Source organism: Calditerrivibrio sp., from assembly GCF_049968475.1.
GTDB lineage: Bacteria > Chrysiogenota > Deferribacteres > Deferribacterales > Calditerrivibrionaceae > Calditerrivibrio > Calditerrivibrio nitroreducens_A.
Genome location: NZ_JBMFQS010000001.1, coordinates 286270 through 305504, shown reverse-complemented (window position 1 = coordinate 305504; position 19235 = coordinate 286270). Strand labels below are relative to the sequence as shown.

The window sequence follows — 19235 nt, the reverse complement described above, 5'->3', positions numbered from 1 at the left end:
AAACCAGGACCACTTGTTGCTGTCAATGCCTTAACACCACCAATTGAAGCACCAATAACAGAAGCCATTGCAGCAATTTCATCTTCCATCTGTATAAACCTTCCACCCACCTGAGGAAGCCTTTCTGCCATCCTTTCAGCAACTTCAGAAGATGGTGTAATCGGATAACCGCCAAAAAAACGGCATCCAGCATAAAGGGCACCTTCTGCTAATGCATGGTTACCCATCATAAATTCTACTTTTTTAGCCACTTATTGCCTCCTGAATTATTCTTTTTCTTTCTTGTAAACTATGATTGCAAAATCTGGACATCTAAGTTCACATTGCATACATGCAGTACACTTTTCAAGGTCTTTTATAGCCACCTTGAAATCTCTCATTTCAATAGCACCGGTGGGGCAAAACTCCACACAAATCTCGCAGCCCTTACACCATTTCTCAATAATTTCTATCTTTTCAGCTTTAGCCATTAAAAAACTCCTTTTTCGAATTTATTGGAAACTCAACATATACTAATTTTTCGAAAATTTCAATATAATTTTAAAAAATTTAGGAGGGTTAAACCCTCCTTATAGTATTATTGATTCTATTTAGCTCAAAAAGCCAAGTCTTTTCATATCATCCACAAGGCCTTTTACTGCATTTACAGAAACATCCATCATCTTCTGCTCTTCTTCATTTAGCTTAAGTTCAATGATCTTCTCTACACCGTTGGCACCCAAAACTACAGGTACGCCAACGTAAAGATTTTTAACGCCATATTCACCGTTTAGAAGTGCGCATACTGGAAGCACTCTCTTTTCATCTTTGATGATCGCCTCAGCCATCTGGATAGCTGCTGATGCTGGAGAATAGAAAGCAGAACCGGTTTTAAGAAGAGCCACAACTTCCCCACCAGCATTTCTAGTTCTTTTAACCATTTCTTCCATAACCTCTTTTGCTTTTTCAGTACCGTATTTCTGCTCAAGAAGCTCCATAACAGGGCAACCATTAACGTTGGCATATCTTACAAGCGGTACCATAGTATCACCATGTCCGCCAAGAACAAGCGCATTAACATCTTTTACAGATACCCCAAGCTCCCATGCTATAAATGTAGCAAATCTTGATGAATCAAGTATACCTGCCTGACCAAAAACTCTATTTGCAGGAAAACCTGTAACCTCTTTCATCAATGTAACCATAGCATCAAGCGGATTTGAAATTACGATAACAAAAGAATCTGGTGCATATTTTTTAATACCTTCTGCAACTTGTTTTATAATATTAGCATTAGTTGTAAGCAGATCATCCCTACTCATACCAGGTTTTCTAGGAAGACCAGCTGTTACAATACAGATATCAGCCCCTGCTATACCTTCATAAGTATTTGTACCACTGAGCTTCACATCAAAGCCATCGATTCTTGCAGCTTCAGCAATATCAAGAGTTTTACCTTGTGGCATATCCTGAACTATATCAAACATTACAACATCACCGAGTTCTCTTAATGCACAAAGCTGAGCAAGAACTCCACCGATTTGTCCACCACCTATCAACGCAATTTTTGGTCTTTTAAAAGCCATATAATCCTCCTTATTATATTGTCAACCATCTAAATGGTATATACTTATGTATACAGTATACAATACCACATTTCCATGTCAATTGTCAAGAACAATTGACATCTAAAATAACAAAAAATTTTATAATACCGTTTATAAATTCCAACATCATCACATAAAATATTCAAACAAAAAAATAAACCTAACAAAAACAATATTCATCGACAGATAGTTACAACATAATTCAATACTGCTATTAAAATAATAAAATTATTTCATTTCAACACATACCTTTGAAGATAATTTGAAAACTCCATATACAAAATTAATCTGTACATATTTTTCAAGAATTTATATATAAATCTATAATTATAATCTATAACTAATATTGACTATAACTATCATATTTACCATTAGGTTACATAAAATCCTGTGATATCTTAGATCTAAAATCCATAAATAAAAAAGAATTATATTATATAAACATAGTTTTATTATGGTAAAAAGATTTTTATTCAAGGCTACAATTATCTTGACAAATGAACCAAACCAATCTATACATTGTATACTGTATACAAAGATTTCAATAATAATATATAAGGAGAAACAGCTATGTCAGCAAAAAAAATTATCTGGACAAAAATTGATGAAGCACCAGCATTAGCTACCTATTCTTTTCTACCTATAGTCAAAGCATTCTTTAAAGGAACAGGAATCGAGGTGGAAGAGAAGGATATCTCCCTTTCCGGAAGAATATTAGCTAACTTCCCAGATTTTCTTAAGCCTGAGCAAAAAATCCCCGATTATCTGGCAGAATTGGGTGAACTTGTATGGAAACCAGAGGCAAACATCATCAAACTTCCAAACATAAGCGCATCAATTCCTCAATTGAAAGCTGCCATCAAAGAGCTACAGGAAAAAGGTTTTGCTGTACCTGATTACCCTGAAGATCCTCAGACACCTGAAGAAAAAGCAATCCATGCAAGATATGCAAAAGTCTTGGGTAGTGCAGTAAACCCTGTTTTAAGACAGGGTAACTCCGATAGAAGAGCTCCTATCTCAGTAAAAAATTACTCTAAAAAGAATCCTCACAAAATGGCTGCATGGGATCCAAATACCAAGGCTCATGTTGCACACATGACTCAAGGCGATTTTTACGGTTCAGAAAAATCTGTCACCATCGAAAAAGCGACCTCAGTAAGATATGAATTTGTAGATAAAAATGGAAATATCAAAGTATTGAAAGAAAATCTCCCATTGACAGATGGTGAAGTACTTGACTCCTCCGTTATGAATGTTGCTGAATTAAGGAAATTCTATAAGGAACATATTGAAGATGCCAAAAAATCTGGCCTTTTGCTTTCCCTACACCTCAAAGCTACAATGATGAAGGTTTCTGACCCTGTAATGTTTGGTCATGCAGTATCAGTATTTTTTGAAGATGTTTTCAACAAACATGCAGAAACATTTAAACAACTGAAAGTCAACCCAAATAACGGACTTGGGGATCTTTATAAAAAGATAGAAACTCTGCCAGAAGAAAAAAGAAAAGAGATAGAAGCAGATATAATGGCTGTATATGAAAAAAGACCTGATCTTGCTATGGTGGACTCTGATAAAGGGATTACAAACCTGCATCAACCAAATGATATTATAGTAGATGCATCTATGCCTGTTGTAGTTAGAGATGGTGGTAAGATGTGGAACAGGCAGGGCAAACTTCAGGATACAAAAGCGATGATACCTGATAGAAGTTATGCCACAATGTACAAAGAGATAATTGAAGATTGCAAGAAGAATGGGGCATTTGACCCAGCCACAATCGGCTCTGTACCAAACGTTGGTTTAATGGCTATGCAGGCTGAAGAGTATGGTTCACACGATAAAACCTTCATAGCTGAAGATGATGGTGTGATTAGAATAGTTGACAACAACACAAACCAGGTGATAATGGAACAAAAAGTTCAAAAAGGTGATATATTTAGAAGCTGTCAAACCAAAGATATTGCCATCAAAGATTGGGTCAAACTTGCAGTGACAAGAGCACGTTTATCCAATACACCTGCAGTTTTCTGGCTTGACAAAAATAGAGCGCATGATGCACAAATCATTGCTAAGGTGGAAAAATATTTAAAAGAACATAACACCACAGGTCTTGAGTTTCACATATTAGCTCCACAGGAGGCAATGAGATTTACCCTTAAAAGATTCAGGGCTGGACTTGATACAATCTCTGTCACCGGAAATGTTTTAAGAGATTACCTGACAGACCTCTTCCCGATTATTGAGCTTGGTACAAGTGCCAAAATGCTTTCAATAGTGCCATTGATAAATGGTGGTGGCTTATTCGAAACTGGTGCCGGTGGCTCTGCTCCAAAGCACGTACAGCAGTTTTTAGCAGAAGGTTACCTCAGATGGGACTCTCTTGGTGAATTCACAGCCCTTTGTGCATCCCTTGAACATATTGCTAATGTATACAACGACAATAAAGCAAGAGTTCTTTCTGAAACACTTGATAAAGCAGTAGAAAAATTCCTCGACAATAAAAAGTCTCCAGCAAGAAAAGTAGGGGAAATAGACAACAGAGGAAGCCATTTCTACCTTGCGCTATATTGGGCAGAAGCTCTTGCCAATCAAACAAAAGATGCTGAACTTAAAGCAAAATTTGAAAAGATCTATAAACAGTTAAGCGAAAATGAGCAGAAGATAAATGATGAACTTATTGGCGCCCAGGGTAAACCTCAGGATATTGGAGGATATTATAGACCAGATGACGAAAAAGCTTCCATAGCAATGAGGCCAAGTGCCACCCTCAATGCAATAATCGATTCAATATAAAAAAGCGGGGGTATACCCCCGCTTTTTTATTCAAAATTAAAACAAACTTTATTTACCCATCTTAACTGAGACTATTTTAGAAACCCCTGGCTCCTGCATTGTTACACCATAGAGATAATCTGCCACCTCCATTGTTTTCTGATTATGAGTGATAATTACAAATTGTGCTTTACTGGACAGTTCCTGCACAATTTTAGTAAATCTTCCTATATTTGCATCATCAAGAGGTGCATCAATTTCATCAAGAAAACAGAAGGGAGATGGTTTATAAAGGAACATTGCAAATAATAAAACGCAAGCCGTCATGGCCTTCTCACCACCAGAAAGTAACGTCATATTTTGAAGTCTTTTCCCTGGTGGTTGAACAAAAATCTCCACCCCGGTATTCAGTATGTCAGACTCATTAGCAAGTGATATCTCAGCCTTGCCATCACCAAAAAGTATTTTAAATATCTCTTTAAAATACTTTCTCACATCCAGAAAAGTTTCTCTAAATGATTCAATAGTTTTTGCATCAATCTCGTCTATAATCCCATTGATCCCTTCTATAGCATTTTCTATATCCTCCTTCTGCCCCGATAAAAACCTAAATCTCTCTTCGATTTCCAGATACTCCTGTTCAGCTGCCATATTTAATGGACCAATCTCTTCTATACGATTTTCAATGGCTAATAGCTCATTTTTCAGTTCATTGAGATTTATTGTCTCCTTAAAAAATTCTGTGTATTCATCCCTTATGGGAAGGTTAAATTTTTCTAAATATCTATTTTCAAGGTTTTCAATACCTGTTTTTATCTGCGCAATTCTTATCTTGATGTTCTGGAACTCCTGCTCGATTTTTTTGACATGCTTCATTTTATCTTCGAGCTCTGAACTTATTGATTTTAACTGTTCATTTTTATCCAAAATATTCTGTTCCAACAATCTCTTTTCATCTATCATCATCAATCTATTTTTCTCCAACTCATTTAACTTTTCCCGATTTATCTTCAGCAGATTCATCCAATTATTTATGTCAACAGTCATCAATTTGGTCAACCTATCTTTTAGATGATGCATCTTAGTCGTTGCGGAAGTGATCTCTTTGTCTATATGTACCTGTTCCTTCCTTGATGAATTGAGCTTTTCAAGTTGAGTCGAGTATTCCACTTTCAGGTCGGAAAGTTGTTCTTTTGATTCCTCTATTTTATCATCATAGTAATCAATTCTACTTTTTATACCATCATACTCCTCTTCTAACTCTTTCTGTAATTTAGAAAGTTCTTCCAGTTGCTGAGCATCCCTGAATCTACCCTCTTCGATCTTTTTAAGCTCTTCTGTGCAGAAATTTATCTCTTTTTTGATGGTAATCTCTCTTTTGATTAGATTATCTCTTATACCATTGTTGTTTTTTATATGAATATCGATATTAGACATCGATTTATCCAGTTCTTTCAGCTGATTTTCAATATTTTTAATATACTCAATCTTTTCATTTTTAATTTTCTTTATTTCATTCAATTCGCTATCAAATTTTGCAATGTTATTAGAAATCTCTTTAATATCATCCTTAATACCCACAATCTCTTTTTTCATACCGATTATATACTCCGCCTTGTCCAGTGAACCTGATTTATAATAGATTCCATTAATCCTAAGTATATTCTCGTCTATTCGTTCAAACTCAAAGGTAGATACTCTACCATTTAAATAATCCAGCTCCTCTTCGAAAACAAACTTCAAATCTGTTTTTATACCTTTCAGTTTATCCAGGACATCCTTTCTGTTTGAAGTTTTAAAAACCACCACATCACCAAAAAATTTTTTTATATTGTCATCTATTTCATAATCCAGTAGAAGTGAAAGTTCATTTTCATCAAAATATCTGGACAATTCGTCACCATAAGACTGCTTCTTCACCTCTGCCTCAATTAATTTCAACTGCTGCTCCCTGGTAGATTTTGTGACTTTTAGAGCAGAAAGCTTATCCGATAAACTCTTCAGATCCTCATCTATCTTATTGATAATCTCTTTCTCCCTTGTGTAACTATCCTGAATAATCATTTGCTCATTAAAAAAGATATCTTTTTTTATTTTCAAATCAGCAATGAGAGACTCTATTTTGCTAATCTCCCCTAAAATATTGCTCTTTTCATTCTCCAGTCTTGAAATATCTTTATTAAGCCTATTCATCTCAGACTCATGCTTTATTATATTGCTACGAATTTTAGATATCTTTTCCGTAATATCCAGAAATCTACTACGATTGACATCTATCTCCTCTTTATATTCGTTCCTCTGATTTACAAGCTCCTCTATCGTATTTTCAAGCTCTGCTATCTCTGCTCTCTTTGTTTCTACTACCGATTTTATCTCATCCTGAAATTTTACTATGGATTCCCTCATCAAAGAAAGATCTCTTAATCTATTTGTTATGGAATTGATCTCTTCATTCATATGTTGCTTTGCATTTTCTGCGGTGGTTATATTATTCTGCAAAACAGAAACCTCCGAAGTAATCCCCCCAATCTCCTCTGTAATAGAAAGAACTCCATTGTTTTTATCCCTCAATTCAGTTTCAAGTTTTGAAATCTCATCTTTTAGATTCTGTTCCTGCTTTTTCAAATTTTCATATTCATAAATCGATGAAGATAGTTTGATCTGTATCTCATCATTCTTCTTTAAAAGTTCTTGATATTGAATAATAGATGAATGATAATTGTAAGCATATATCGTCTTATCCAGCAGATCTTTTCGGATCTTTAATTCTCTGTAATTTTTTAATTTCTCCACCTGGAGGTACAACGCATCATACTTTTCTTTTACCTCAGATATGATATCTTTAACCCTGTTTAGATTCTCTTTCGCCTGCTCCAACCGTTTTTCAGCATCCTTCTTTTTTTCTTTAAACCTTGTTATACCTGCTGCTTCGTCAAAAAAGACCCTTATCTCTTCTGGGGATGCAGATATGATTTTCTCCACTTTCCCCTGTTCGATAATAGATATACTTCTTGCCCCAAGACCTGTATCAAAAAAAATCTCCCTGATATCCTTGAGTTTACACCTTTTGTTATTGATGAAATACTCCCTTTCACCATCTCTGTAATACTTTCTGGTAATTTCAATTTCGCTGAAAGACCCCCATTTCCCGGCCAATTCTTCACTTATATCGGAAATAACAAGTGTGACAGATGCCACATTGGATTGACTTCTTTTCTCTGAGCCTGCAAATATGATGTCATCCATATCTGATCCCCGCAGCTCTTTTGGATTCTGTTCACCCAGTATCCATCTGATGGCATCCAGTATATTGCTTTTGCCACTGCCGTTTGGACCGACGATACATGTAATACCATCAGGAAAATCTATGACTGTTTTATCTACAAAAGACTTAAACCCCTGGATAATCAACTTTTTAAATTTCATAATAGATTTAAGCTAAAAGGAGCTTATCATCCACAAGTTCTTCCCCTCTCACCCGTGCAAACATCTCAAGCAGATCCTTAACCTGTAAAGTATCCCTTTCTGGAGACCTTACATCAAGGATTATCTCCCCCTCGTGCATCATAATAGTTCGGTTTCCCAGACTCAAAGCCTGCCTCATATTGTGTGTAACCATAAGAACGGTAAGCTTGTATTCATCCACAAAATACTCTGTAAGCTCTATTATTTTAGCCGCTGTTTTTGGATCGAGGGCTGCGGTATGTTCATCCAGTAGTAATATTTCAGGTTTTACCAATGTAGCCATAAGAAGTGTCACCGCCTGTCTCTGCCCACCGGAAAGAAGCCCCACCCGATCCTTAAGTCTGTTCTCGAGACCCAAACCCAATTTCGAAAGTTGCTCTTTAAAAAACTCCCTATCAGTTCGTTTTACACCAAGCCCTAATCCCCTTTTCTTACCTCTTTTCAATGCTATTGCAAGGTTTTCTTCAATGGTAAGGGATGCTGCGGTACCACTTAATGGATCCTGAAATACCTGCCCTATAAAACTTGCCCTGACGTAGACTGGTAGATTTGTGACATTCTTATCATTTATAAATATCTCTCCATACTCTGGTGTAAGGTTTCCGGATATAAGGTTTAGTAAAGTTGACTTACCTGCCCCGTTACTTCCTATTACTGTTATAAAGTCATATTGATCTATCTTCAGAGATAAGCCTTTGATAGCGACATTTTCGTTAATGGTTCCACGATTGAATATCTTGGTTACATTTTTCAACTCGATCATAATCTACTCTTAAAAACTTTTTTTATTCCAGGTGACACCAGTGCTGATGTAACGATAATTGCTGTAATAAGGTTTAAATCCGAGGGATTAAGCTGAAAACTACCCACTCTAAAAGAAAGGGCAACAGCAATTGCAAACCTATAAACAACCGAACCCAATACCACAGCCAAAACACCCCGGAAAACAGTTCTTGCATCTAAGAATGCCTCCCCAAGTATAACGGAGGCAAGACCAGCCACAATTGTACCTATCCCCATATTAACATCTGCTGAACCCTGGCTCTGGGCAACCAATGCTCCAGATAAAGCCACAAGACCATTGGAAAAAGCAAGCCCCAAAAGTACCATAAAATTATGATTGATACCCTGTGCCCTCACCATCTTTGGATTATCACCTGTCCCCCTCATACCCAAACCGATATCGGTGTGGAAAAACCAGGTCATGGCTATCACCAGAAAGATTACTACAACTAAAAAAACCACCGGTGACATCATATATCTTTCAGCACCAAAAAATGCTTCTATGGGGGTAAATATAGTATCGTAGCCCAATAATGAGGTATTAGGCTGCCCCATAATTCTAATATTTACAGAATAAAGTGCTATCATTACCAAAATACCAGATAAAAGATTTAGGATCTTAAGTTTAGTGTTAAGAATTCCGGTGATCACCCCGGCCACCACTCCTGCAAAAAAGGCAATTATTGTGGAAAGATAAGGATTAATATCGTGTACAATAAGTACCGCTGCTACTGATGCACCAAGAGGAAAAGTACCATCAACGGAAAGATCAGGAAAATCCAGAATTCTAAAAGTTATATAAACCCCAAGTGCCATAATTCCGTAAACAAGCCCCTGCTCTATGGCACCTAAAAAAGCATAAAAACTCATCCAAACTCCCGAAATATTATTATTTGATATGATTCAAACAGGTTGCAGCAAAGGATAGACCACTGCAACCTGAAGAAACTATTTAATAACTTTTTTGGCAGATTTCAATAGCTCTGGATCGATTTTAATTCCCAATTTTTGAGCAGTTGACTCATTTATAAAAAGATCTAAATCTTTCAATGTTTCTACAGGTATGTTTGCTGGCTTTTCACCTTTTAATATTCTTGAAACAATTACCCCTGTTTGTAGACCAAGTTTGTAGTAATCCATACCAAGGGAAGCCAGAGCACCCCTCACTACTGAATCTGTATCACCTGTTATTACAGGAATCTTGTTATCGAAAGATACCTGTAATACAGATTCAAGAGCGGATACTACTGTATTGTCTGTGGGTATATATATTCCATCAACTTTACCCACCAGGGATTTTGCAGCCATTAGAACACCACTGCTATTTGTTACGGTAGCTTCCACCACCATAATCCCCCTCTGCTTTGCCACAGCTTTTAATATATTTACAAGTGTTCTGCTATTTGCTTCTCCAGAGTTATAGATTACCCCGATCCTTTTTACAGAGATATTAAGCTTATCAAAAAGAGCAATCTGTTCTTTTACAGGGCTCATATCGGTGGTTCCGGTTATATTTCCACTAGGTTTTTCAAGAGATTTTACAAGTTTGGCCCCAACAGGATCTGTAATGGCGGAAATCACGATGGGAATATTTTTTGTTAGATTTGCCACCGCCTGTGCTGAAGGTGTAGCAATCGCAACTATTAAATCCTTTTTATCACCAACAAATTTTTTAGCAATCTGATTGGCTGTGGCTATATTACCCTGAGCAATCTGGATATCATATTTTACATTTTTCCCTTCTTCATAACCAAGCTCTTTCAGCTTATCGATAATCCCTTTTCTACATGCATCAAGCGCAGGATGTTCCACAATCTGTGTAATACCAATTTGTACAACCTTACCAAAAGATGGTGCAACAAACATTAGAGCAATAAGCATACCAAACAGAATTCTTTTCATATGACCTCCAGAGTTCATTTTTATTTAACATCGAATAATAAATCAAACATCTATTTTTTTCAAGAGTTTTTTATTTACAAAATTATGTTGCTGATCCATTGATATATTCTATGTTTATCTCATTTAAATACTCCACCGCTTTATCCACCACTTCCTTTGTGCCTGTTATATATATAACATCCCCCGATTGAAGTTTCTCTTCGGCTGTGGGGCTCTGAATAACAGTCTCACCCCGCTTGATAGCAATGACGCTTGCTCCAGTGTTTTTCCGTAAATCGATATCTTTGAGGGACTTTGACACAAGTTCACTTTCAGGAAGTATTTTATAAGTAATAACATTTATTAAGATATCTTCCGATTCCTTTGAATAAATCTTTTTTGGCAGGATATCAACAGTCCGAAGAGATTCGTAGTTATTTTCTCTAATTTTATTTACCATTAGATGAATAATATTCACTGGTACATTATACTTCATCAATACACGAGAAAAAATTTCTATGGATGTTTCAAACTCCTCAGGAATTATCTCATCAGCCCCCAATCTTCTAAACATTTCCACTTCAGCCACATACCTTGTTCTAACCAACACACAGATATCTTCCCTTATATTTTTTGTAAGTTTTACTATCCTCTTTGTGGCTTCAGGATCAGATATGGCAATAACCACCACTCTTGCTAATTCGACACCTAATACATGTAAGATCTCCTCTTTAGTGGCATCACCAAATATGATAGGCTCCCCTTTTTTGGACATCTCCCTTACTGTATTTATATTCATCTCACAAATAATATATCTTATATCTGTCTCTTTCAAAACGTGGCTTAAATTTCTTCCATTTAAACCATAACCGATTATTATTACATGATCTTTTAACTCATCTGTATCATACTCTTTAATATTGATACCTCTGGATTTCCCAAAGATTTTATCGTAAATTTTATACCCATATTTGAATCCAAAAGGGGTTAAAATCATAGAAAAAACCGAACCAGCAAGGAAAAGCTGATAAAAATGTTCATCTATTATTTTCAAGCTGTAGGATAAAGCCGCCACCACAAAAGAGAATTCTCCAATTTGAAATAATGAAATAGCAAGCCTAAAAGATACCTTAGGTGACTTTAATATCCCGTTTGAAACGAAAAATATTATCAACCCCTTGATAATAATCAAAGAAATAACAAAAATCAGTATACCTGGAAAGTTTTTAATAATGAAAAATGGATCCGTCAGAAGCCCTATAGATATAAAAAACACCGCCAGAAAACTATCCTTAAAAGGCTGAATATCTGCTATTATCTGATGAGTATATATAGAATCCGCCAGAACAACACCCGCAAGAAATGCCCCCATAGACATAGAAATACCAAGACTACCAGTGATATACGCCATTCCAAGGCTTATCACAATAATAGTCAGAATAAATATTTCCCTCACCCTCAGTTTTACAACTTTTGATAGAATAAAATTAGTCACATATTTTGAAACAAAAAAAACGACGCCCCCTATTAAAAAAGACTTCAACACCTTCAATAGTATATCCACAAAAACTATCTCTTCCGACGCGAATAGAGGCACAATGATCATTATCGGCACCACCATGATATCCTGAAAAAGTAGAATCCCTATACCCATCTTCCCAATAGGTGAATCGATTAACCCTTTTTCTGAAATAAGTTTAAGTACAATTGCAGTGCTACTTAAAGCTGTCAAAATACCAAGGATCACAGATATTTTTAATGAATTAAAGAAAAAATAACCCAACAGGCAAAAAAGAACAAACGTCCCGGTTACCTGATAAAGCCCCCCCACAAACACATATTTTTTCAGCCTCATCAATTTTTCTATGGAAAATTCAAGACCAAGAGTGAAAAGAAGTAAAATTACACCTATTTCTGAGATCGTTTCCACAGTGGAGGAATCACTTACAATCTTAAAACCATTAGGTCCAATAAATGCTCCAGTGACGATAAAACCGATAATTGGATGAATCTTAAGCTTTGTAAGCAAGTAGGTAATAACCACTGATGAACCTAAAAATATTAGTATCATTAAAATCAATTCATTGTGCATACAATAACCATCAGTTATTCTATAAATCTGTCAACAATCTATTTAAAAATTTTACAATTTTATCTACAGATTTAATTTGAAGCCTCTCATCGGGGCTATGGGGGGAATATATATTTGGACCAATAGAGATAATATCTAACTTCTCATTCTTCCCCTTTAAAATACCACATTCGAGCCCTGCATGGATCACCTCCACCTTCGGGGGGATACTGAAAAGCTTTTCGTAAATGTCAACAGTTTCTTTCAATAATAAAGAGTCTCTATCCGGTTTCCAACCAGGATAATCACAGCAGTAATAAAAATTAAAACCATTAAGCTCCTTTTCCAACAGCTTTTTTAAATTATTCATAGCTATCTCTGAGGAGCTTCTGAGACTTTCCACCACTTTTATCTTATCCGCACCTTCAATCACCTCTATTTTAGCCAGGTTTGATGAAGATTCCACTCCATTCCAGAATTGGTCATCCAGTTTTGTGACCACACCATGATTTAGTCGCTTAATAGACGGGATAATTTCCCTCATATCGTAGATAGAATGGATCTTATCTTTATAAATGGTTATTTCAACAAATGGGTTATCTTTGTTATATTTTGAAGTTAAATCATAAAAATGCCCTCTAATTGTATCAATATCTAAATCTGTACAAACTACAGCCTCAGCAAAACGAGGTATTGCATTATGGGCTGTACCCCCTCGTATATTAGAAATATCAAATATTTTGAGTTCACACAACAGTTCAAGCAATACCTTTATAGCATTTCCAAAACCTTTATCTATATCTACACCTGAATGACCTCCAGAAAAACCTGACACAGATATTTTTATGGCTCTTCCCACAAATGAATCAGTTTTTTTACACAGATCCCTTGTAATGATCATATCCGTACCACCAGCACAACCCACAATGACGGTATCATCAGCTTCAGAGTCTAAATTTATAAGATACTCCGCATCCAGAAAAGAAGGGTCAACACCCTTTGCTCCATTTAAACCTGTCTCCTCATCAACGGTAAAAAGTAATGCTATATCATCCCTTTGTGATCTAAAATAATCCATCATATACATAGAAAGAGCCATACCGATGCCATTATCAGCCCCCAGGCTTGTCCCATCTGAATAGATAAACAATCCATCACTTTTTATAGGAATAGGGTCTATTTTGAAATCGTGTAACCAATCATCCCTTTTCTCGCAAACCATATCAACGTGGGATTGAAGAATTATTCTAACTTTATCACCTGAAACCACAAGGGTATTACCCAGATCATCTGTTTTATATCTATATGCCGACGATATAGCCCAATCCTGAATAAATTTAATTATTTTATCTTCATTTTTGGAGCATCTGGGAATACGTGATATCTGATAAAAATAATCCAGAACATTATCAACCATTCTTCACCTTTTTCTCAAAGAATAGACATTCTATCTTTGAATCTTTTTTGACCTCTAAAGAAGGTAGAAGTTTACTTTTGAAACCCAATCTTTTACAGGCATACGGAAAATTTTTATCCCAGGTTATTACAAGATATTGACAATCAAAACAGTTTACTTTTTTTGCCTCACTCATTTGCTGTTTTGAGTATCTCCTTAATAAAATTCATAAAATCAGACTTATCCATGGAATAATCATACCCCACCGAGTGTCTCAATGCCTCTCCGTGACCGGAGGAGATTGCTGTTTTTATGTGTGGAAATTTTTCTTTTATGTAGATATTTACCTCATCCCCTTTCCCATCTGGCAGTTCGTAATCTATTATTGCCAGATCCAATTGTTCCATTTCAATCGTTTTTTTAGCCATCGCCACACTGCCGGCTATAAACAATCCAAAAGAAAACTTTTTGGATAGCATCTCCATCAAAGGATAGAATATCTCTTCGTCTTCCACAAACAGCAGATTCATAATTTTCACCTTTACTTTTATACTATATTGTTTTATAAAAAAATCAACCTATTTTGGAGGTAAGAATTGAAAAAGTTTCTTTTAATTATTATGATACTCTTATTTATTTTTAATATATCCTTTGGAGCAAAAAAAAACATAACCAAGTCAACAACCGTCAATAAGCCCGTTGTGGAACGTCTTAAAAATATTCGCAGAATCACAGCAGATTTTATCCAAACCACCAAAATCAAAAACTTCAATGAGGAAACATACAAAGGAAAATTATACCTGATAGCCGGTGAAAAGGCTCTCTGGGATTACAATTATCCCTATAAACAATATTACCTCTTTGATAAAAAAGGGATGGAATACTATGATAGCTCCACAAACCAGGTAATTGTACAAAATAAAAACTCTTCCCGTGAGGCAAATATCATACTTACTGTTTTATTTAATTTTAAAGAGATCGAAAGTAATTTTGATATCGTCGTAAATGGGAAAAGCCAGATACAGCTAAAACCGAAGCAGGATATAGGATTGAAATATATAATGTTGATTGTGGATAGCAAGAATAACATAAAAGGTATCCACAGCGAAGATATAAATGGAAACATTTCTGAAATAGAATTTAATAATGTTGAGATAAATAAAGATATAAATTTAGACGTTTTTAAAGTAAAACACCCGGCTGACGCACAGATATTTAATTATTAAGCAATTACCTGGAGAGTTTTTTGAATTGGTATCTTATTTATACAAAAGTCAAGAAAGAAGACTACTTAGAACAATTGTTGACGGAAGCTGGACTTGAAGTGCTGAATCCGAAAATAAAAAAAACTAAAACAGTCAGAAACAAAAAGAAGGAAGTCATTGATCCTTTATTTCCATGTTATCTATTTGTAAAGGCTGATTTAAACGTACATCTAAGAATAATAAGTTACACCCAGGGGATAAGGAGATTGGTGGGGGGCAGTAATCCTACTATAGTTCCCATCGAAATAATAGATACAATAAAATTGAGGATGGTGGATGGTTTTATAGATACCAAAAGTGAAGAGTTTAAGAAAGGGGACACCATACTGATCAAAGATGGACCTTTTAAAGATTTCGTAGGTATTTTTCAGGAGGAACTTGATTCTAAAGGCAGAGTTTCGATACTTCTTAAAACATTAGCATTGCAACCCCGTATTACAGTAGATAAAGATATGATAGAAAAACTGCATAATTAAATATTTCCCACTATACTAATCGATTGGGATAAAGAGTGTGACTTTCGTATATACCCCTTCTTCACTTTCCACCCGAATATCCCACCCAAGTCTTCTGGTGGCTTGATAGATTATCGACATCCCCAGCCCTGTCCCCTGAAAACTGTTTTTAACGTTACTACCCCTAAAAAATCTATTGAATATTTTATCCAGCTCATCAGATTTTATTCCAATACCTGAGTCGTATACTTCGAATATTACCTCTTCAGTGTTACTTCTGGCAGAGATGATAATTTCACCATCTATTTTACTATATTTTATTGCATTAGAAATTAAATTTTTTATAAGACTATTAAGTATATTCCTGTCAGCTTTTACTGTCAAATTATCATCGATATCGATCGTCAAATTAAGCCTTTTATCATCAATCTCTTTATCAAATAAACTTACTATATATATTACAAAATCTCTTAAAGATATCTCTTCAAATTCCAGAGCTATATCCGAATACTCAAGCTTTGATAAAATAAGAATTTGATCCAGAGAATTTTTCATTATATTGATATTATTATAGATTACAGATATAGCTCTTTCAATCACCAAAGGGTCAGACATAAATTTTGGATCCTTTAGCATTTCTGAATAGGATAGGATCTTCGTCATCGGCGTTCTAAAGTCGTGGGCCATTGTATCTATAATATCTGTTTTCATTTTATTCAGTGAGAGAAGCTTTTCGTTTTTATTTTTTAACTCTTCATAAGTGGCCACATAGTTGCTGATGGCCTCTTTTAATTTCGCCTTCAACAGATCCTCATTTCTTGCAATTGTATTCACCATCTTATCAAATGCCATAGATAGAGATTCTATCTCATCACCAGTTTTTATTTCTGTCTTCACATTGTAATTGTTTTTAATCACTTCGTTTGAGGCATCCGCAAGGGTCTTTATATGTCTCAAAACAAGGTTATTCACTAGTATGGTCACAGTTAATATGATACTGGTAAACGTTATAAATCCAAACATATAAAACATTTTGTTATTAAGCAAAATTGTATCTTTCAACGAATTTATAGGTATAAATACAGAAATCCCACCCCTAATATCCCCTATCTTATACCCCTGATAGTAATGGCAGCTCATACAAGACTCATTAATATGAAGCGGAGCCATATACCTGAAGACCGTACCAGCATTTGGATATTCGATAATCTCAGAGAATTCTTTTTCCCCTTCCTTAAAATATTTTAAAGCTTTCTTTTCAAATTCATCCGGAGCATTTTCAGGGTTTACCAGAATATCACTCGTAATGTGGAATTTAAAATTAGCCATCTTCTTGGCATATTCTGAAATCTCTTTGGTGGCAACGGCAGGTACAGGCTCAACCCTTCCCCTATTTTCAGCCACCCATTGTCTTGTTATTACGATCATTTTAAAAAGTGTTTCCGCCTGAATCTTCGCCTGATTTAACAGTAGTTCCTTCTGGTAATGCCATATTATCATTATCAGTGGTGAGATGATAAGAATTGTTACAATCGAAAGGTATATGACAAACTTCTTTATCAGCGTCATTCTTCCAGCTTGTATCCCACTCCAGAAACAGTTTTAAGGTATAGATGCCCCTTACTGCTTTTCTCGATCTTCTGCCTTATATGTTGAATATGAACATCTATACTTCTTGACCATTTATATAGATTATCTTTCCCCCATAACTCTTTGATCATTTTGTCTCTTGATACAATTTTCCCTTTATTTTTCACCAGATAAAGGAATATTTCAAACTCTTTTGGTGTAAAATTAATTACCTCATCATCCCTTTTGACGATCATATTTTCTATATCTATGATAAAATTTTTATAACACAGGATGTTGGTATTCTCTTCATCAGTACCAAGATTGCATGCACAACGCCTCAATATAGCTTTAATCCTGGCAATAAGCTCTATATTCTGGAAAGGTTTGGTGATATAGTCATCCGCACCATACTCAAGACACAAAACTTTATTGGTAACGCTCTCTTTAGCGGAAAGTATCAGTATAGGAAGTTCACTATTTTTTCTGATGACCTTACACACCTGTTCACCGGCTATATCCGGAAGGTTTAGATCCAGTAATATTAGATCATAAGAATTTTTATTTAATTTTTCAAGCCCGGTAAATCCATTGGAAGCGGTATCCACCTCATAACCTTCCACTTCCAGCAGAATCTTCAGCATATCAAGTATTTCATAGTCGTCATCAATTATCAGAAATTTACAAGCCATAATATAATAATAGATAATAAAAGACGATATTTCAAGAAAAATTTACTCTATTTCGCTTCTCAACTTAGGCTTTTTAGGAAGTGGTATAGCTTTGCCATCTTCATCGATTCTCACAAACGTTATTTTTGTGGCAAAAACCTCAATCTCACAATCAGCCCCCGGTTCATCAGCAAACACTTCCACTTTATACGTTGCTGAGCTATTCCCTATCTTAAATGGTTTTATATCAAATCGAAGTATAGCACCATTTTTGACCCTACGTTTAAATTCAATATCATCCATCGCCACCGTAACCATCGTGCAATGGGGAAAATCAAGGGATGCAGTCATCCATGCAAACTCATCCACCCATTTCAAAAGGATACCACCGAATAGATAACCATGATGGTTCAAATGCTCCGTTCTTACATTTACATAGTTCCTCACAGCACCACCTGAAATACCATAGAATTATTCCAGATAAACTATACCCTCCCTATATATCCCTGTCAATACCTTATCAGAAGATAGATTTTTTACAGAAACCCTCCCACCTTTATATGCATCATCCATCAAAACAGCTTCAAATTCGAGAACAATCGTTCCATTATTGTAAATCACTTTTACCTTTTCCCCTTTCAATTTTTCCGGCATATGTCTTAACATTTTTAATGTTATCACCCTATTTTTAGGGATGGGCTGAGTTGCTATGGCATCAAAATCATTTAAAAATAGTTCATCCTTCAAATTCGTTATTTCCACCTGAGCCTCTTTGACCTTTCCGTTAACCTTCTCCCCTTTGTCTATCTTAGATTCAGAAATATATCCCTTAGAGAAAACTTTTATATAGGCATATACTTTATAGCTTTTAATACCGTTAGATAGATCCACATATACCGTACCAAAAGGTTTATCCGGAAAACTAATACGAATATCCCCAAGGGCGGATGCTGTTATACTGGTTCCGGTACTTACCTTTACGATCTCAAAAGTTAAATTAGGGAATTTTTTTCCCAGGTAAGATAGAAAGAGATCTTTTAGATCATCTTCCCCCACCAAAACCCCTTTCCTTTTTACGACTATAAATGATGATGTGGAAAACTTCCCCCACTCTTCTTTGTTTATGTAATTTTTTATAACCTGAGTTGAGATCTTTCTTTCATCCCCAAAGTTTAAATTACAAAGTATATTCTTATCCGGATATGATACGTTTATATCTCTTAAATTAAAACACTCCTTATCAATCTCATAATATATCTGCCCATATGCAACACCACAGACGAGGAGAAAAAGTATCGATATAATTTTTATCATACTA

General features: G+C 35.4%; 17 protein-coding genes and 1 pseudogene. 3 read left to right on the top strand and 15 right to left on the bottom strand.

The annotated features are described in order from the left end of the window. The 3 genes and pseudogenes from ACP5Q2_RS01565 to mdh all read right to left on the bottom strand — a co-directional run. Nucleotides 1-251: pseudogene (locus tag ACP5Q2_RS01565) on the bottom strand (2-oxoacid:acceptor oxidoreductase subunit alpha); the annotation flags it as partial. Nucleotides 252-266: 15 nt separating this feature from the next. Then, entirely contained in the window at nt 267-470 is a 204-nt protein-coding gene (locus ACP5Q2_RS01560) for a 4Fe-4S dicluster domain-containing protein (protein WP_424604805.1), read from the bottom strand. A gap of 120 nt (nt 471-590) precedes the next feature. Then, the gene (gene mdh / locus ACP5Q2_RS01555) at nt 591-1565 is read right to left on the bottom strand and encodes a malate dehydrogenase (protein ID WP_428096503.1); all 975 of its coding nucleotides are present in this window, start codon (nt 1563-1565) and stop codon (nt 591-593) included. Between the two features lie 591 nt (nt 1566-2156). Here mdh and ACP5Q2_RS01550 point away from each other — a divergent pair. Then, entirely contained in the window at nt 2157-4382 is a 2226-nt protein-coding gene (locus ACP5Q2_RS01550; protein WP_428096500.1) for an NADP-dependent isocitrate dehydrogenase, read from the top strand. Nucleotides 4383-4430: 48 nt separating this feature from the next. On the opposite strand, the gene ACP5Q2_RS01545 is transcribed toward ACP5Q2_RS01550, so the two are convergent. The 8 genes from ACP5Q2_RS01545 to ACP5Q2_RS01510 all read right to left on the bottom strand — a co-directional run bounded on the left by ACP5Q2_RS01545 (nt 4431) and on the right by ACP5Q2_RS01510 (nt 14487). Further along, nucleotides 4431-7787, bottom strand: coding sequence for a chromosome segregation SMC family protein (locus tag ACP5Q2_RS01545; protein ID WP_428096496.1), 3357 nt, complete (start codon nt 7785-7787; stop codon nt 4431-4433). 7 nt (nt 7788-7794) lie between these two features. Then, nucleotides 7795-8589, bottom strand: coding sequence for an ABC transporter ATP-binding protein (locus tag ACP5Q2_RS01540; protein WP_424604801.1), 795 nt, complete (start codon nt 8587-8589; stop codon nt 7795-7797). After that, complete coding sequence (locus ACP5Q2_RS01535) at nt 8586-9479, bottom strand: ABC transporter permease (protein WP_428096492.1); 894 nt, start codon at nt 9477-9479, stop codon at nt 8586-8588. The genes ACP5Q2_RS01540 and ACP5Q2_RS01535 overlap by 4 nt, the downstream gene beginning before the upstream one ends. Before the next feature lie 78 nt (nt 9480-9557). After that, nucleotides 9558-10511, bottom strand: a complete 954-nt coding sequence (locus ACP5Q2_RS01530) for an ABC transporter substrate-binding protein (protein ID WP_428096489.1) — start codon at nt 10509-10511, stop codon at nt 9558-9560. Between the two features lie 82 nt (nt 10512-10593). Beyond that, nucleotides 10594-12582, bottom strand: coding sequence for a cation:proton antiporter (locus tag ACP5Q2_RS01525; protein WP_428096487.1), 1989 nt, complete (start codon nt 12580-12582; stop codon nt 10594-10596). Between the two features lie 19 nt (nt 12583-12601). Further along, a complete protein-coding gene (pepD, locus tag ACP5Q2_RS01520) occupies nt 12602-13978 on the bottom strand; it encodes a beta-Ala-His dipeptidase (RefSeq protein WP_428096484.1) in 1377 nt (458 codons plus the stop codon). Beyond that, nucleotides 13971-14153 (bottom strand): uracil-DNA glycosylase, encoded by a 183-nt coding sequence (locus ACP5Q2_RS01515; RefSeq protein WP_424604796.1) that lies wholly within the window; start codon nt 14151-14153, stop codon nt 13971-13973. Before ACP5Q2_RS01515 ends, pepD begins: the two co-directional genes overlap by 8 nt. Beyond that, entirely contained in the window at nt 14146-14487 is a 342-nt protein-coding gene (locus tag ACP5Q2_RS01510; RefSeq protein ID WP_428096480.1) for a hypothetical protein, read from the bottom strand. The genes ACP5Q2_RS01515 and ACP5Q2_RS01510 overlap by 8 nt, the downstream gene beginning before the upstream one ends. A gap of 66 nt (nt 14488-14553) precedes the next feature. On the opposite strand from ACP5Q2_RS01510, the gene ACP5Q2_RS01505 reads away from it, so the two are divergent. Continuing rightward, nucleotides 14554-15183, top strand: a complete 630-nt coding sequence (locus ACP5Q2_RS01505; RefSeq protein ID WP_428096477.1) for a LolA family protein — start codon at nt 14554-14556, stop codon at nt 15181-15183. 20 nt (nt 15184-15203) lie between these two features. After that, on the top strand, nt 15204-15698 hold the full coding sequence (gene nusG, locus ACP5Q2_RS01500) for a transcription termination/antitermination protein NusG (protein ID WP_428096475.1): 495 nt from the start codon (nt 15204-15206) through the stop codon (nt 15696-15698). 15 nt (nt 15699-15713) lie between these two features. On the opposite strand, the gene ACP5Q2_RS01495 is transcribed toward nusG, so the two are convergent. Genes ACP5Q2_RS01495 through ACP5Q2_RS01480 form a run of 4 tightly spaced genes read right to left on the bottom strand, consistent with a single transcriptional unit; the run spans nt 15714 to nt 19231 of the window. After that, nucleotides 15714-17246, bottom strand: a complete 1533-nt coding sequence (locus ACP5Q2_RS01495; RefSeq protein ID WP_428096472.1) for a c-type heme family protein — start codon at nt 17244-17246, stop codon at nt 15714-15716. Next, nucleotides 17243-17938: a response regulator transcription factor gene (locus ACP5Q2_RS01490; RefSeq protein ID WP_428096469.1), complete on the bottom strand. Its 696-nt coding sequence runs from the start codon at nt 17936-17938 to the stop codon at nt 17243-17245. Before ACP5Q2_RS01490 ends, ACP5Q2_RS01495 begins: the two co-directional genes overlap by 4 nt. A gap of 42 nt (nt 17939-17980) precedes the next feature. Continuing rightward, nucleotides 17981-18364, bottom strand: a complete 384-nt coding sequence (locus ACP5Q2_RS01485; protein WP_428096467.1) for an acyl-CoA thioesterase — start codon at nt 18362-18364, stop codon at nt 17981-17983. A 24-nt stretch (nt 18365-18388) separates the two neighbouring features. Then, nucleotides 18389-19231 (bottom strand): flagella basal body P-ring formation protein FlgA, encoded by an 843-nt coding sequence (locus tag ACP5Q2_RS01480; RefSeq protein WP_428096464.1) that lies wholly within the window; start codon nt 19229-19231, stop codon nt 18389-18391. Nucleotides 19232-19235 lie beyond the last annotated feature (4 nt).

Excerpts from the sequence above, each read along its gene's own strand:
- ACP5Q2_RS01560 (WP_424604805.1), bottom strand. The coding sequence starts at position 470 with ATGGCTAAAGCTGAAAAGATAGAAATTATTGAGAAATGGTGTAAGGGC.
- mdh (WP_428096503.1), bottom strand. The coding sequence starts at position 1,565 with ATGGCTTTTAAAAGACCAAAAATTGCGTTGATAGGTGGTGGACAAATC.
- ACP5Q2_RS01550 (WP_428096500.1), top strand. The coding sequence starts at position 2,157 with ATGTCAGCAAAAAAAATTATCTGGACAAAAATTGATGAAGCACCAGCA.
- ACP5Q2_RS01545 (WP_428096496.1), bottom strand. The coding sequence starts at position 7,787 with ATGAAATTTAAAAAGTTGATTATCCAGGGGTTTAAGTCTTTTGTAGAT.
- ACP5Q2_RS01540 (WP_424604801.1), bottom strand. The coding sequence starts at position 8,589 with ATGATCGAGTTGAAAAATGTAACCAAGATATTCAATCGTGGAACCATT.
- ACP5Q2_RS01535 (WP_428096492.1), bottom strand. The coding sequence starts at position 9,479 with ATGAGTTTTTATGCTTTTTTAGGTGCCATAGAGCAGGGGCTTGTTTAC.
- ACP5Q2_RS01530 (WP_428096489.1), bottom strand. The coding sequence starts at position 10,511 with ATGAAAAGAATTCTGTTTGGTATGCTTATTGCTCTAATGTTTGTTGCA.
- ACP5Q2_RS01525 (WP_428096487.1), bottom strand. The coding sequence starts at position 12,582 with ATGCACAATGAATTGATTTTAATGATACTAATATTTTTAGGTTCATCA.
- pepD (WP_428096484.1), bottom strand. The coding sequence starts at position 13,978 with ATGGTTGATAATGTTCTGGATTATTTTTATCAGATATCACGTATTCCC.
- ACP5Q2_RS01515 (WP_424604796.1), bottom strand. The coding sequence starts at position 14,153 with ATGAGTGAGGCAAAAAAAGTAAACTGTTTTGATTGTCAATATCTTGTA.
- ACP5Q2_RS01510 (WP_428096480.1), bottom strand. The coding sequence starts at position 14,487 with ATGAATCTGCTGTTTGTGGAAGACGAAGAGATATTCTATCCTTTGATG.
- ACP5Q2_RS01495 (WP_428096472.1), bottom strand. The coding sequence starts at position 17,246 with ATGACGCTGATAAAGAAGTTTGTCATATACCTTTCGATTGTAACAATT.
- ACP5Q2_RS01490 (WP_428096469.1), bottom strand. The coding sequence starts at position 17,938 with ATGGCTTGTAAATTTCTGATAATTGATGACGACTATGAAATACTTGAT.
- ACP5Q2_RS01480 (WP_428096464.1), bottom strand. The coding sequence starts at position 19,231 with ATGATAAAAATTATATCGATACTTTTTCTCCTCGTCTGTGGTGTTGCA.